Below are 14,508 nucleotides of genomic sequence, written 5' to 3'. Positions count from 1 at the left end.
GGCGACCGGGTCAAGGTGTACCAATTTTATGCGCGCAGCACTGAAATCGAGCTTTGTCGCGCTTCTGGCGCTCGGACTTTCGGCCTGCGCGTCGACCCCGCCCGACACCTACGAGATCTCGCCGCCGCCGTTCAGCGAGGTGCGCGAGGGCAAGTCCCGGCGCCAGCTCCTCATTCCGGAGCCGACGGCGCTTGAGACGATCGACAGCAAGCGGATCATCGTCAAGCCGTCGCCCAACTCGATCCAGTTCCTCGGCGACAGCCAGTGGAGCGACCGCCTGCCGCGGCTCGTCCAGCTGCGCCTGCTGCAGGCCTTCGAGAACACCGGTTCGATCGGCGCCATCGGCGTGCCGGGGCAGGGGCTGGCGATCGACTACCAGCTGGTGATGGAGATCCGCCGCTTCGAGGTGGACGTAACCGGGGCGCCGACCGCCGAGGTGCAGATCTCGGTGAAGGTGCTGAACGATCGCAACGGCACCGTCGTGCGCACCCGCATCTTCAGTGCCCAGGCCCCCGTCAACGGCGCCGGCAACCCGGCCTTCGTCGCAGCGCTGGACAAGGCGTTCGAACAGGTCTCGGCCGAGATCGTCGCCTGGACGATCCAGCTCGTCTAGTCTCTGGCCAATCGAAGGCAGGCGGCACGTGAGGCGAGCGCGGTTCACATGCCGGTGGGCTGTGTTCAGGTCGGTCGCGGGTGGCGAAGGCCTTAGCCTTCGCCCTCGATGTGCCCGCGATTTAGGTCCCACGCGAGATGGTTGCTGAGGCCAGACATGCGGCCTTGCGGTATGCCGAGGGCCTGCTCCACGGCAATGGCTTTGTGCTTCAGATCATAATATCCGATGCCGGGATTGCGGAGGATCAGCTCGAACACGCGACCGCCGTGGGTATTGGGCCGGCGCGGGTTGGTTGGCACCTTTGCGGTGAACCGTAAGTGCTTGTACGAGGAGCGTCCTGAGGCGTTCTGGCGTTTGGGCATGGTGCTTGTCCTGTAATCGCGCAGTCAAAGCCAACCCTTGCGCTGGCCGTCATGCAGTAGCGCGCGCGCATACTGTTCGGGGGTAGTACCCCGAACGTCGCTACGACGGGTCACACGACCGTCTCGTTCGAAGCTGGCGTATAGAGCGACAGCGCCTTCCTCATTGCCCGTCGTGCGGTACGCTGCCCGCATGCCATCCCGCTGGTTCTTGAATTCAGTGCTCTCGCGCATGGTGGTCCTTCCATTGTTGCGGATTTCGTGACTGCATTCGTTGCGTTGGCTAGGGACGCCGCCGGCACTCGCTTGCCGCTCTCGTGCCGCAGGGGCGCGAACGATCGTCATCTGACTCCGGTGTTTGCTGGCCGGGTCAGGCCCAATACGCAGCGAAGAGTACTTTCGATAGACCATCGGTCGCAAGAAAGACGTGTCCGGTTTTCGCGTCGAAACGCACGTATTCCCCAACGTTAAGGGGCCGTGGTGCCGAGCGCCCGGCGGGGCTGGCGTTGTAGGCGCCAGCGGTGCGCAAGACGCAGTTGCCGGCGGCGTTTTACAGCCCGAATGCAAAAGGCCTCCGCCGCGAATCGCGACGGAGGCCTTTCGATGTCAGTGCATGGCCGCTCAGGCGGCGATGACGGTCTGCTTCTGCTCGCCCAGACCCTCGATGCCGAGGGTCATGATGTCCCCGACCTTCAGATACTGCGGCGGCTTCATGCCCATGGCGACGCCCGGAGGCGTGCCGGTGGAGATGACGTCGCCCGGCATCAGCGTCATGAACTGCGACAGGTACGACACCACATGCGGCACGTTGAAGATCAGCGTGTTGGTGTTGCCGGTCTGGCGGCGCTCGCCATTGACGTCGAGCCACATGGAGAGGTTGTGCGGGTCGGCGACCGCGTCGCGCGTCACCAGCCAGGGGCCGAGCGGGCCGAAGGTGTCGTGGCTCTTGCCCTTGGTCCACTGGCCCTGGCGCTTGGTCTGGAAGTCGCGCTCGGAAACGTCGTTCATCACGGCGAAGCCGGCGACATGGTTCATCGCGTCGGCTTCCGAGACGTATTTCGCCTTGGTGCCGATGACGACGGCCAGCTCGACCTCCCAGTCTAGGGCCTCGGAGTTGCGCGGCATCTCGACGTCGTCATTCGGGCCGCACAGCGCGTTGAGCGCCTTGGCGAAGACGATCGGCTCCGTTGGCGGCTCGGCGCCGGTCTCGGCGGCATGGTCGGAATAGTTCAGTCCGATGCACAGGATCTTGCTGGTCTGTCCGACGCAGGGGCCGAAGCGCGGCGAACCGTCGACCGCCGGCAGTGAGGCCGGATCGAGCGCGGCGAGCCTGGCGATGCCGGCGTCGGACAGGATATCGCCGGAGATGTCGGCGACCTGGCCGGAGAGATCGCGCAGCTGGCCGTCGACGTCGATCATGCCGGGTTTTTCCTGGCCCGCAGGGCCGTAGCGAACGAGTTTCATGGCGTCCTTTCGCATTGTGTCGATGGGTTGGGGAGGGATCAGTAGACGGCGCGGCCGCCGGAAATGTCGAACACCGCACCGGTGGTGAAGGAACAGTCTTCCGAAGCAAGCCAGGCGATCATCGCGGCGACCTCGGCCGGCTCCAGAAAGCGCTGCAGCGGGATCTTCGAAAGCATGAAGTCGATATGCTCCTGGCTCATCTGGTCGAAGATCGAGGTGCGCGCGGCGGCCGGGGTGATGCAGTTGACGAGGACGCCGGTGCCGGCGAGCTCCTTGCCTAGTGACTTGGTCAGCCCGATCAGGCCGGCCTTGGATGCGGAATAATGCGAGGCATTGGGATTGCCTTCCTTGCCGGCGATAGAGGCGACATTGATGATCCGGCCGTAGCCGGCGTCCATCATCAGCGGCACGATCGCCCGGCTGGTAATGTACGGCGCGATCAGATTGACCTCGATGGTCTTGCGCCAGACGTCCGGCGCCAAGTCCCAGGTCTTGCCGTTGCCGCCGGTGATGCCGGCATTGTTGACCAGGATGTCGATCTTGCCGGCGGCGTCCATCGCCTGCCGCGTGGCAGCGGCGACGGCCGCCTCGTCGGTCAGTTCGACGGCCGTGCCGCTGGCGCGCGCGCCCAGATCCGCGACCGCCTTGTCGACCGCCGCGCCGTCGATGTCCCAGAGGACGACGGATCCACCGCTCTCGATGATGCGCTCGGCCGTGGCATAGCCGATGCCGCGCGCCCCGCCGGTGATGATCGCGATGCGGCCTTCGAGATCGATTTTGTTCATGACATCCCCCCAGAAGTCGCGCCGATGGCCGTTCGCACCGTCCCGCCGAGCCGGTCCCCGCGGCTTCGCCGCCATCGCGTTCCCGCCGGGATGCCATATCCACCCGGCGGTTGCAATGTATACGTTGATCCGGCGACGGGATGGGCCGGTCTGGCCGCGCCGGCAGCGGGGGCGCCCCGTCGGCATCGTCGACCGACACGGCTCGCCGATCCGCGAGGTAAGGTACGACTATAGACCATAGTCGAAGCAATTTGCGGTTGCCTCCGGACGGTACTTCACGCAATCATCCGACCATTGCAGAGAGGGGAGGCTCGGCAAGGTGCTTCAGGCGAATGCGCGGACGATGCATGGAGAGCGGGCCAGCCGCACCATGAGCCTGGCGGCCACTTTCGGCCGCCGGATCGCGTCCGGCCGGCTGGCCTGCGGCGAGGCACTGCCCACCGAAAAGGAGTTGCAGACGCAATACGGAGTCTCGCGGACCGTGGTGCGCGAGGCCGTCCGCCATCTGGTCGCCAAGGGGCTGGTCAGCGTCGGTCCGAAGGTCGGCACGCGGGTGCGCGAGCGGATCGAGTGGAACATGCTCGACCCGGACGTGATGGGCTGGCACCTGACCGCCGCGATCCGGCGCCCCTTCATCGAGTCGCTCTACGAGATGCGGCTGATCAACGAGCCCCAGGCGGCACGGCTCGCCTGCGACCGGATCTCGCCGGACCAGGCGGCGCGGCTCCAGGCGGCAATGGCCGGCATGCGCGAGAACCCGCGCGGCTCGCCGGAGCTGATCGCCGCCGATCTCGCCTTTCACCGGGTCATCCTCGAGGCGACCGGAAACCCCATGCTGGTGTCGCTGGGCGCGATGATCGAGCGCAGCCTGTCGATCTCCTTCTCCCTGTCCTGGCGGCAGAACCCGCAGGAGGAGACGCTGCGCCAGCATGGCCGGGTGATGGACGCCATCCTCGCCGGCGACCGGGAGGCGGCGGAACTGTTCATGCGAAGGCTCATCGAGAGTGCCTTCAACGACGTCATCCTCGCCCTCTACGCCGATGACGGCAGCCGGGGCGAAGATGCGGGCGAGGCCGGCGATACCGATGCCGGCATCCGCGAACGGGATCACGGCGCAAGGTCTGCGCCGTGACGGGAGCATTGCAGAGGGCGCGTCATGCGCCGAACCAAGGTCCAGGGAGGACAATCATGAACGTGACGAAGACGCTGATCGCGGGGCTTGCCGCGACGGTCATGGCGCTGTCGGTGCCGCTCGGTGCGAGCGCGCAGGACAAGGGCACCGTGGGCATCTCCATGCCGACGAAATCCTCGGCCCGCTGGATCGCCGACGGCGACAACATGGTCAAGCAGTTCGAAGCGGCCGGCTATGCCACCGACCTGCAATATGCCGAGGACGACATCCCCAACCAGCTCGCCCAGATCGAGAACATGGTGACCAAGGGCGTCGACGCGCTGGTCATCGCCTCGATCGACGGCACGACGCTCTCCAACGTGCTGGCCAATGCCGCGGCGATGGACATTCCGGTGATCGCCTATGACCGCCTGATCCGCGACAGCGAGAATGTCGACTACTACGCCACCTTCGACAATTATCAGGTCGGCGTGCAGCAGGCCGAGTCCCTGGTCGCCGGCCTGGAGCAGCGCTTCCCCGATGCCGAGGCCTGGAACGTCGAGCTGTTCGGCGGCTCGCCGGACGACAACAACGCCTACTTCTTCTACGACGGCGGCATGAGCGTGCTGCAGCCGCTGATCGACGAGGGCAAGGTCAAGATCGTCTCCGGCCAGATGGGCATGGACACGGTCGGCACGCTGCGCTGGGACGGCGCGGTGGCGCAGGCCCGCATGGATAACCTCCTGTCGGCCAATTACACCGACCAGCAGCTGCATGGCGTGCTGTCGCCCTATGACGGCCTGTCCATCGGCATCATCTCCTCGCTGAAAGGCGTCGGCTACGGCTCGGGCGACCAGAAGATGCCGATCGTCTCCGGTCAGGACGCCGAGGTCCCCTCGGTCAAGGCGATCCTGCGCGGCGAGCAGTATTCCACCATCTTCAAGGACACCCGCGAGCTCGCCAAGGTGACCGTGAACATGGTCGAGGCCGTGCTGCAGGGCAACGAGCCCGAGGTCAACGACACCAAGACCTACGACAACGGCGTCAAGGTGGTGCCGTCCTACCTGCTCAAGCCGGTGCTGGTCACCGAGGAGAACTGGGAAGAGGTCCTGGTCGGCGGCGGTTACTACACCGAAGACCAGATCAAGTAGGGCGATCCGGCGGGCGCCTGCCGGCGTCCGCCCTTGCCATGCCGTGGCCGTTCACCAGAGCGGCCGCGGCTTCCAGACGGACGGCCGAAGCGCCGTGACCCATCCATTCGGATCGAGGCGCCGCCCGCGGCTGCCGATCTGCCGGAAGAGCCGCCATGACGACCATCCTGGAAATGCGCAACATCACCAAGACCTTCCCGGGTGTGAAGGCGCTGGACGATGTCAGCCTGAGCGTCGAGGCCGGGGAGATCCACGCTCTTGTCGGCGAGAACGGTGCCGGCAAGTCGACGCTGATGAAGGTGCTGTCCGGCGTCTATCCGCACGGCTCCTATGACGGCGCCATCACCTATCAGGGCGAGGAGTGCCGCTTCTCCGGCATTTCCGATTCCGAACGCCTCGGCATCATCATCATCCACCAGGAGCTGGCGCTGGTGCCGCTCCTGTCGATCGCCGAGAACATCTTCCTCGGCAACGAGCGGGCGACGAACGGCATCATCGACTGGAACGAGACCTTCTCGCGCACCCGCGAGCTGCTCGCCAAGGTCGGGCTGAAGGAATCGCCGACGACGCTGGTCACCGATATCGGCCTCGGCAAGCAGCAGCTGGTGGAGATCGCCAAGGCGCTGTCCAAGGAGGTCAAGCTCCTGATCCTCGACGAGCCGACCTCGAGCCTCAACGAGACTGATTCCGAGGCGCTGCTGAAGCTGCTCCTGGAGTTCAAGGCGCGCGGCATCTCCTCGATTCTGATCTCCCACAAGCTGAACGAGATCGCCAAGGTCGCCGACACCATCACGGTCCTGCGCGACGGCAGCGCCGTCTCGACGCTCGACTGCGGCACCGGCACGATCAGCGAGAACGACATCATCCGCGACATGGTGGGCCGCAGCCTCACCGACCGCTTTCCGCCGCGCGAGCCGAAGATCGGCGAGACGGTGCTGGAGGTGTCGAACTGGACGGCGCACCACCCGATCCATTCCGATCGCAAGGTGGTCGACGATGTCAGCCTGCATGTGAAGCGCGGCGAGGTGGTCGGCATTGCCGGGCTGATGGGGGCCGGGCGCACCGAGCTCGCCATGAGCCTGTTCGGCCGCGCCTATGGCGTCAACATTTCCGGCGAGGTGAAGATCGACGGCCGCAAGGTCGACGTCTCGACCATCTCGCGGGCGATCGACAACGGCCTCTGCTACGTCACCGAGGACCGCAAGACCTACGGTCTCGTCCTCGAGGAGACGATCCGGCGCAACATTCCGCTGGCCAATCTGCCGGGCGTCGCCAACGGCATCGTGCTCGATTCCGAGAAGGAGACGGCCGTCGCGCGCGACTATCGCGACCGGGTCCGCATCAAGAGTTCGAGCATCGGCCAGGAGGTCATCAACCTGTCCGGCGGCAACCAGCAGAAGGTGGTGCTGTCGAAATGGCTGTTCGCCGGTCCGGAGGTGCTGATCCTCGACGAGCCGACGCGCGGCATCGATGTCGGCGCCAAATATGAGATCTACGCGATCATCGCCCAGCTCGCCGCCAGCGGGAAGGCGATCATCGTGATCTCGTCGGAAATGCCCGAGCTGCTCGGCATCACCGACCGCGTCTACGTCATGAACGAAGGCCGCTTCGTCGGCGAACTCCCCACGTCAGAAGCCACGCAGGAGAAGATCATGGCGATGATCATCCGCGCCGGGCACCGAAACCGAGGAAACAGCGATGTCTGATCAGGCGACGCAGCAGATCGATCTGGAAAAGGACCGGGCCGCACCCGGCGCGTCCTGGGGCTTCGTGCGGCGGCACATGCGCGAATACGGCATTCTCGTCGCGCTCGTCGTCATCATGGCCTTCTTCCAGATCATGACCGACGGCATTCTCCTGAAGCCGATCAACCTGACCAACCTCGTCCTGCAGAACAGCTACATCATCATCATGGCCCTGGGCATGCTGCTGGTGATCGTGTCGGGCAACATCGACCTGTCGGTCGGCTCGGTGCTGGGCTTCGTCGGCGCGCTGGCCGCCGTGATGATCGTCAACTGGGACATGAACTATGTCCTGGCCGGGGTCATTTGCCTGTTCGTCGGCGCGGTGATTGGCGCCATGCAGGGCTACTGGATCGCCTATTGGCGCATTCCCTCCTTCATCGTCACGCTGGCCGGCATGCTGGTCTTCAAGGGTCTGACGCTCTGGCTCCTGGCCGGCCAGTCGGTCGGGCCGTTCCCGCGCGGCTTTCAGTTGATCTCCTCGGGCTTCCTGCCGGACCTCTTCGGCGGCGAGGACATCAACCTCTTGTCGCTGGCTCTCGGCGTGGCGCTGGCCGGGCTGATCCTGTTCCTGGCGGTGCGTGCACGCATGCGCAGCCAGGCCCATGGCGGCGAGGACGAGCCCTTCGCCTTCTTCGCGGCGCGGATCGTCATCGTCGTCGGCGCGATCCTCTATCTCGCCTGGATGCTCGCGACCTTCCGGGGCTTCCCGAACGTCCTCATCGTCATGGCGCTGCTGATCGCACTCTATTCCTTCGTCACCTCGCGCACGACCGTCGGCCGGCGCATCTATGCCCTGGGCGGCAACGAGAAGGCGGCCAAGCTCTCCGGCATCAAGACCGAGCGGCTGACCTTCCTGACCTTCGCCAATATGGGCATGCTGGCGGCGCTGGCCGGCCTCGTCTTCGCCGCGCGCCTCAACACCGCGACGCCCAAGGCCGGCCTCGGCTTCGAGCTCGACGTCATCGCCGCGGTCTTCATCGGCGGCGCCTCCATGTCTGGCGGCGTCGGCACCATCGTCGGCGCGGTGATCGGCGCCTTCATCATGGGCGTGATGAACAACGGCATGTCGATCCTGGGGATCGGCATCGACTACCAGCAGGTCATCAAGGGCCTCGTCCTGCTGCTCGCCGTCATCTTCGACGTCTACAACAAGAACAAGGGGTGAGCCTGGTGCGCCGCCAACCAGAACCGCCTGCGGCCCGGCCTGACGATCGTCGGCTTGCGGCGAGCCTCTCCCGATGACCGCGCCGATCCGGCTCGGCCTCGTCGGCGTCGGCAAGATCGCCCGCGACCAGCATATTCCCTCGATCCGCCGCAACCCGGCCTTCGAGCTCGTCGCGACGGCGAGCCGCAGCGCGTCTGTCGACGGGGTCGCGCGCTTTGCGACGCCCGCCGAGATGCTCGACGCCATGCCGCAGATCGATGCGGTCGCCCTCTGCGTGCCGCCCCAGGTGCGTCACGCCATGGCGGCTGACGCGCTGCGCCGGGGCAAGCACGTGCTCCTGGAAAAGCCGCCCGGCGCCACGCTGTCCGAGGTCGTGCATCTCGCCGATCTGGCGGAGACGCAAGGCGTCAGCCTGTTCGCCACCTGGCATTCGCGCTTTGCCCCCGGCGTCGCGCCCGCGCGTCGCTGGCTTGCCGGACGGCAGGTGCGATCGGTGCGGGTGGAGTGGAAGGAGGATGTCCGCCACTGGCATCCGGGCCAGGACTGGATCTGGGAGCCGGGCGGGCTCGGCGTCTTCGATCCGGGCATCAATGCCCTGTCGATCGTCACGGACATCCTGCCGGAGCCAATGTTCCTGACCGGCGGCGAACTGTCCTTCCCCGAGAACCGTGCCGCGCCCATCGCCGCCTCGCTGCGCTTTGCCGGCGCGTCCGGTGCGGCGATGACTGCCGAATTCGACTGGCGCCAGACCGGGCCGCAGACCTGGGACATCCATGTCGGCACCGATGCCGGCGATCTTCTCCTGTCGTCGGGCGGCGCGCGCCTGTGGATCGACGGGGAATCGGTGGTCGATCAGGCCGAAGCCGAATATGACGGCATCTATGCACGCTTCGCCGAACTGGTGGCGAGCGGCGGGTCCGACGTGGATCTCGCGCCGCTCCGCCATGTCGCCGACGCGTTCATGCTGGGCCGTCATCTGACGGTCGAGCCGTTCCACGACCAACCGAACCGGGACACTGCATGAACGCCTATTGCGCGGCCGTCGACTGGGGCACCACCAGCTTCCGTCTCTGGCTGCTGGACGCCGCCGGCGAGATCCTCGCCGAACGCCGCAGCGGCGAGGGCATGCTCACCGCCGGGCCGGACGGCTTTGCCGCCATCCTCGACGCGCATCTGTCGACCGTCGGTGCAGCCGCCGATCTGCCGGTCATCGCCTGCGGCATGGTCGGTGCGCGCCAGGGCTGGGTCGAGGCGCCCTATGTCGAGACCCCGGCGACCGCCGCCTCCATCGCCGCGAGCGCCTGCCGCGTGCCGGGGCTGGAGCGTCCCGTTTACATCCTGCCGGGCGTCGCGCAGCGCAACGCGTCGACGCCCGATGTCATGCGCGGCGAGGAGACCCAGATCCTCGGCCTGCCCGAGCGGGGCGGCGGCGATGGCCGCGATCTCGTCTGCATGCCGGGCACCCATTCCAAATGGGTCGCGCTGGAGGCGGGCCGCATCGCCGGCTTTGCCACCTTCATCACCGGCGACCTCTTCGCCGCGGTGGCCAAGCACACCATCCTGCGCCATTCGGTGGCCGATCCGGCCGCGCCCTTCGATCGGGCCGGCTTTGCCGACGGCTTCCGGGCCGGGCTGGAATCGCCCGCCGAAGCCACCAACCGCATGTTCGCGATCCGGGCCGGCGGGCTCCTCGATGTCGGTGCGGGCGGCGACGGCGGATCGCAACTCTCCGGCCTCGTTCTCGGCCTTGAATTCGCCGGCGCCCGCAGCCGCTTCGGCGCGACGCCGGCGGTCACGCTGGTCGCCTCGGGACAGCTCCTCGACATCTATACGGTGGCATGCGAACTGGCGGGCATCGAAGCCGTGGCCGCCGATGCGGACGCGGCGGTGCGCCGCGGCCTCTTCGCCGCCGCCAGGGAGATCCTCGCATGACCGACCTTCGCTCCGCTCCATGGCCGACGCTGAAGCGCGACCTCGTCGCGATCCTGCGCGGCCTGACGCCGGACGAGTGCGAGCCGGTCGTCGGCGCGCTGCTGGAGGCCGGCTTCGAGGCCATCGAGATTCCGCTGAACTCGCCGGACGCCTTCACCTCGATCGCCGCCGCGGCCCGCATGGCGCCGGATGGCGTGCTGATCGGCGCCGGCACCGTGCTGACACCGGACGACACCGACCGGCTGCACGCGGCAGGCGGCCGGCTGCTGGTCAGCCCGAATGTCGACCCGGCGGTGCTGCATCGCGCGGCGGTCCACGGCATGGTGACCATGCCCGGCGTCTTCACCCCGACCGAGGCGCTGGCAGCGGCGGCGGCAGGGGCCTCGGCGCTGAAATTCTTCCCGGCGAATGTCCTCGGGCCGAACGGCATCAAGGCGATCAGCGCCGTGCTGCCCAAGGGCCTCGCGGTCGGTGCTGTCGGCGGCGTCTCGGAAGCGGACTTTGCCGCCTATGGCGCCATCGGCGTCCGGCATTTCGGGCTCGGCTCGTCGCTCTACAAGCCGGGCGACGATGCGGCGACGGTGCGCACACGCGCCGACAAGGCGGTCGCCGCCTATGACGCGGCGTTCCCCGCAGCGCAGTAGGCGTCCTCTAGACAACGCCCCCCGACTCAAACGCCGAGGGCGCGCTTGTCGTCGATGACCTTGCCGTCATTGGGCAGGGCGCCGTCCTCGGCAAAGGCGACCTCGCCGCGCACCCGGCATTCGGCACGGATCGCCTCGGCCACCGTCTCGGCGAAGGCCGCGCCGCGCTCGGCGCTCTCGATATGCAGCAGCAGCGTGTCGCGGCCGCCATCCTCGCCGACCTCCAGCCGTGCCCGGGCGATCTGCGGGAAGCGCCGCACGATGTTGGCGACCTGGCGCGGATGCACGAACATGCCGCGCACCTTGGTGGTCTGGTCGGCCCGGCCCATCCAGCCCTTCAGCCGGCGGTTGGTGCGCCCGCAGGGGCTTTGCCCGGTCATCACCGCCGACAGGTCGCCGGTAGAAAAGCGGATCAGCGGGTAGGCGGCGTTGAAGGTGGTCACCACGACCTCGCCGACCTCGCCGTCGGGAACCGGATCGCCGGTGCCGGGGCGTACGATCTCTACCAGCGCGTCCTCGTCGATCACCATGCCGTCGCCGGGGCCGGCCGCCTCATAGGCGATCAGGCCGAGTTCGGCGGTGCCGTAGCACTGGCGCACCGCGATGCCGCGCTCGGCGTACCATTGCCGCAGATTGGGAAACAGCGGTCCGCCACTGACCAGCGCCCTGGTCACCGAGCCCAGCGCCACGCCGGCCGCATCGGCCTTTTCCAGGATGATCTTCAGAAAGTCCGGCGTGCCGATATAGCCGCGGACCCCAAGCCGGGCGAAGGCCTCGACCTGCGTCTCGGTATTGCCGACGCCGCCCGGAAACACCGCACAGCCGATCGCGGCGGCGGCGTGGTCGAACATGAAGCCCGCCGGCGTCAGATGGTAGGCGAAGCAGTTGGCGACGATGTCGCCGCGGCGAAAGCCGGCGGCATGAAGCGCCCGGGCCATGCGCCAGTGCTCGTGTTCGGCCTCCGGCTCGACGATCGGGCCGGGCGACAGGAACAGCCGGCGAAAGCCGCCGGCGCTGCGCGGCGTCAGCCCGCCGAAGGGTGAGTGGGCCTCCTGCATCTCGATCAGGTCGGACTTGTAGAGGACCGGCAGCGCAGCCAGCGCTGCCCGGTTGCCGATGGTGTCGGGGTCGATGTCGGCGAGGCTGCCGGCGTAATGCGGCGACGTGGCGATCGCATGCCGCAACTGTACGCGCAGCCGCTCAAACAGGTTGGCCTCGCGGGCGGCGGGGGCGCGGGTCTCGCGGTCGTCGAAATAGTCGCTCATGCCGGAGCCTTCCGGGATCGTTCTGTGCAGGTCGGGGGCAGGGCGCGCGGCGCCGTCACAGCCATCTCTTGCGCCGGCGGAAGCTCTTGACGTTCTTGAACGAGCGCCGCTCGCCGCCGCCGAGATAGAATTCCTTGACGTCCTCGTTGTCGGCGAGCTCGGCGCCGGTGCCGTCGAGGACGATCTTGCCGTTCTCCATGATGTAGCCGTAGTCCGCCGCCTTCAGCGCCATGTTGGCGTTCTGCTCGACCAGCAGGATCGAGATGCCGAGCTCGCGGTTCAGCCGCCGGATGATGCCGAACACCTCCTTTACCAGGAGCGGCGACAGGCCCATGGACGGCTCGTCCATCAGGATCAGCTTGGGCTTGGCCATCAGCGCCCGGCCGATCGCCAGCATCTGCTGTTCGCCGCCCGACAGATAGCCGGCCAGGCCGCTGCGCTCGCGCAGCCGCGGGAAGAACTCGTAGACCTGTTCGATCTCCTCGCGGATATTGGCCTTCGGACGGGTGAAGGCGCCGAGCCGCAGGTTCTCGGTGATCGTCATGTCCTGGACGATGCCGCGGCCTTCCATGACCAGGAAGATGCCGTTGCAGACCTTCTGGTCCGGCGACATGCGGGTGATGTCCTGGCCCTCATAGGAGACCGAGCCGCGGGTGATGGCGCCGTCCTCGGTGTGCAGCAGGCCGGCGATCGCCTTCAGCGTCGTCGACTTGCCGGCGCCGTTGGCGCCCAGCAGGGCCGTGATCTGCCCGCGCTTGGCAGCCATCGACATGCCGCGCAGGACGAGGATGACATCGTTGAAGACCACCTCGACATTGTTGAGGGCGAGAATGTCCTCGGCCGGCGCCGACAGGGGCTCGGGGGCGGAAAGTGGCTCTGCGACGGTCATGGGGCGACCCTTTTCGTTTCCCTGGATGCGGCCGGCCGGGACATCGAGCGCCCCGGCCGATGCGGTCGGGCTTACTGGCCGAGCCAGTCGTCGCGGCGCGGCAGGTCGATCTCGGCGATCTCCTCGATCTCCGCCTTGCCGTCGGTCATCGAGCCGGAATTGATCGCCACGGTCATCAGGCCGCGATGATCCTCGGGGGTCCAGGTCGAGGGCAGGCAGACGCCTTCCAGCCCCTCGGGCACCCACTCGCTCTTCTGGTACATGCCGTCACGGATGCCCTTGCCGGTGATGCCGCCATTGGCCTTCGCCCACTCCATGGCTTCCTTCATGTAGTAGGCCGCGCAGACGCCGCGCAGGTAATGGTGGGTCGGCCGGTCGCCGACCTGCCCGCCGCCGTTTTCGAGGATGGTCTTGACCAGCGCCATGCCCGGCACGTCGGCACCGTAGAACGGCGTCGAGGTCGGGAAGATCAGGTTCTGCGCCTCGGCCGCTTCCACCGTCTGGTAGTCGCCCGCCCAGGGGTTGCCCATGTAGGTCGCCTCGACGCCGACCGTGTTGCAGGACTTGATCAGCGAGACGACCGAACCGCCGAGATTGCCCATGTAGACGTATTGCGCGCCGGTATCCTTGATGGTCAGGCACTGGGCCTTGAAGTCGCCCGGTGCCAGCGGCACCACCACCGGCGGCGCGACCGTCATGCCGAGCTCCTCGGCATAGGCGGCGCAGGCCTCCTTGGGGGCGTTCGGATAGGGATGGTTGTCTCCGGTATGGACGAAGGTCGGGTTGTCGATGCCCTTGCCCTTGGCGTCCTCTGAGGCCCACTGCACCAGCGCCCGGCAGGCGTCGGAATAGGACGGCCCGTAGAAGAAGTTGAACGGCGCCGGCAGCTTGGTGTTGGGGTTCTTGCCGCTCGGATCGGTCAGGTGGGCCGAATAGGAGCCGGAGATGTTGGGGATCTCGTCGCGGGTGATGAAGGTGATCAGCGCCTCGGTGTCGGCCGTGCCCCAGCCCTGCAGCGCGACCATGCCGTTGCCGATCCAGCGCTTGTAGAGCGAGATCGCCTCGGGGACCTTGTAGGCGTAGTCGACCGTGTCGAGCTCGACCATGGTGCCGTCGATGCCGCCATCGGCATTGATCTGCTTGAAGGCGTCGGTCACGCCCGGTGCATACTGCTTGCCGACGAAGGAGGTCGGGCCGGTATAGTCGGCGAGATGGCCGACGAGCACGCTGTCCTGCGCGTGCGCGGTGCCGAGCATGGTGCCGGCGGCGAGCGCCGCGCCGGCCAGGATCTTCAGTTTGGTCATGTCTTCCTCCCGTTCGCGGACTGGTTCGATCCGAAGGCGGCGGTGCCGCGAAGCCCGCCGGACCCGGGGTGCCCGTCCGGT

The 14,508-nt window shown here is 67.2% G+C and carries 14 protein-coding genes; 8 read left to right on the top strand and 6 right to left on the bottom strand.

Annotated features, from left to right (window positions below):
* The first annotated feature begins 28 nt into the window (after positions 1-28).
* Positions 29-613: an ABC-type transport auxiliary lipoprotein family protein gene (locus ACEQX1_RS00720; RefSeq protein WP_370195403.1), complete on the top strand. Its 585-nt coding sequence runs from the start codon at positions 29-31 to the stop codon at positions 611-613.
* 92 nt (positions 614-705) lie between these two features.
* On the opposite strand, the gene ACEQX1_RS00715 is transcribed toward ACEQX1_RS00720, so the two are convergent.
* The 3 genes from ACEQX1_RS00715 to ACEQX1_RS00705 all read right to left on the bottom strand — a co-directional run bounded on the left by ACEQX1_RS00715 (position 706) and on the right by ACEQX1_RS00705 (position 3,221).
* Complete coding sequence (locus tag ACEQX1_RS00715) at positions 706-975, bottom strand: hypothetical protein (protein WP_370195404.1); 270 nt, start codon at positions 973-975, stop codon at positions 706-708.
* Positions 976-1,593: 618 nt separating this feature from the next.
* Positions 1,594-2,436: a fumarylacetoacetate hydrolase family protein gene (locus tag ACEQX1_RS00710; RefSeq protein ID WP_370196412.1), complete on the bottom strand. Its 843-nt coding sequence runs from the start codon at positions 2,434-2,436 to the stop codon at positions 1,594-1,596.
* Positions 2,437-2,474: 38 nt separating this feature from the next.
* Positions 2,475-3,221: an SDR family NAD(P)-dependent oxidoreductase gene (locus tag ACEQX1_RS00705; protein ID WP_370195406.1), complete on the bottom strand. Its 747-nt coding sequence runs from the start codon at positions 3,219-3,221 to the stop codon at positions 2,475-2,477.
* A 319-nt stretch (positions 3,222-3,540) separates the two neighbouring features.
* Here ACEQX1_RS00705 and ACEQX1_RS00700 point away from each other — a divergent pair, with 319 nt between their 5' ends.
* The 7 genes from ACEQX1_RS00700 (at position 3,541) to ACEQX1_RS00670 (ending at position 10,969) form a co-directional block, all read left to right on the top strand.
* Positions 3,541-4,353 carry a FadR/GntR family transcriptional regulator gene (locus tag ACEQX1_RS00700; protein ID WP_370196411.1) on the top strand — a complete coding sequence of 271 codons (813 nt, stop codon included), beginning with the start codon at positions 3,541-3,543 and terminating at the stop codon, positions 4,351-4,353.
* A gap of 56 nt (positions 4,354-4,409) precedes the next feature.
* On the top strand, positions 4,410-5,483 hold the full coding sequence (gene chvE / locus ACEQX1_RS00695) for a multiple monosaccharide ABC transporter substrate-binding protein (RefSeq protein ID WP_370196410.1): 1,074 nt from the start codon (positions 4,410-4,412) through the stop codon (positions 5,481-5,483).
* Positions 5,484-5,638: 155 nt separating this feature from the next.
* Positions 5,639-7,189, top strand: a complete 1,551-nt coding sequence (mmsA, locus tag ACEQX1_RS00690) for a multiple monosaccharide ABC transporter ATP-binding protein (RefSeq protein WP_024351088.1) — start codon at positions 5,639-5,641, stop codon at positions 7,187-7,189.
* Positions 7,182-8,393, top strand: a complete 1,212-nt coding sequence (mmsB, locus tag ACEQX1_RS00685; protein WP_188077147.1) for a multiple monosaccharide ABC transporter permease — start codon at positions 7,182-7,184, stop codon at positions 8,391-8,393. The genes mmsA and mmsB overlap by 8 nt, the downstream gene beginning before the upstream one ends.
* Before the next feature lie 73 nt (positions 8,394-8,466).
* The gene (locus ACEQX1_RS00680; protein ID WP_370195411.1) at positions 8,467-9,417 is read left to right on the top strand and encodes a Gfo/Idh/MocA family protein; all 951 of its coding nucleotides are present in this window, start codon (positions 8,467-8,469) and stop codon (positions 9,415-9,417) included.
* The gene (locus tag ACEQX1_RS00675; RefSeq protein ID WP_370195412.1) at positions 9,414-10,325 is read left to right on the top strand and encodes a 2-dehydro-3-deoxygalactonokinase; all 912 of its coding nucleotides are present in this window, start codon (positions 9,414-9,416) and stop codon (positions 10,323-10,325) included. Before ACEQX1_RS00680 ends, ACEQX1_RS00675 begins: the two co-directional genes overlap by 4 nt.
* Positions 10,322-10,969 carry a 2-dehydro-3-deoxy-6-phosphogalactonate aldolase gene (locus ACEQX1_RS00670; RefSeq protein WP_370196409.1) on the top strand — a complete coding sequence of 216 codons (648 nt, stop codon included), beginning with the start codon at positions 10,322-10,324 and terminating at the stop codon, positions 10,967-10,969. Before ACEQX1_RS00675 ends, ACEQX1_RS00670 begins: the two co-directional genes overlap by 4 nt.
* 26 nt (positions 10,970-10,995) lie before the next feature.
* Here ACEQX1_RS00670 and ACEQX1_RS00665 read toward each other — a convergent pair whose 3' ends face one another.
* From ACEQX1_RS00665 to ACEQX1_RS00655, 3 genes are all read right to left on the bottom strand, one after another.
* Positions 10,996-12,234 (bottom strand): phenylacetate--CoA ligase family protein, encoded by a 1,239-nt coding sequence (locus ACEQX1_RS00665; protein ID WP_370195414.1) that lies wholly within the window; start codon positions 12,232-12,234, stop codon positions 10,996-10,998.
* Between the two features lie 55 nt (positions 12,235-12,289).
* Positions 12,290-13,123 carry an ABC transporter ATP-binding protein gene (locus ACEQX1_RS00660; RefSeq protein ID WP_370195415.1) on the bottom strand — a complete coding sequence of 278 codons (834 nt, stop codon included), beginning with the start codon at positions 13,121-13,123 and terminating at the stop codon, positions 12,290-12,292.
* Between the two features lie 71 nt (positions 13,124-13,194).
* Positions 13,195-14,427, bottom strand: a complete 1,233-nt coding sequence (locus ACEQX1_RS00655; protein ID WP_188077141.1) for an ABC transporter substrate-binding protein — start codon at positions 14,425-14,427, stop codon at positions 13,195-13,197.
* Positions 14,428-14,508 lie beyond the last annotated feature (81 nt).

Source organism: Aurantimonas sp. (genome assembly GCF_964217435.1).
GTDB classification, from domain to species: Bacteria; Pseudomonadota; Alphaproteobacteria; order Rhizobiales; family Rhizobiaceae; genus Aurantimonas; species Aurantimonas coralicida.
This window is presented reverse-complemented; position numbering and strand designations above follow the sequence as displayed.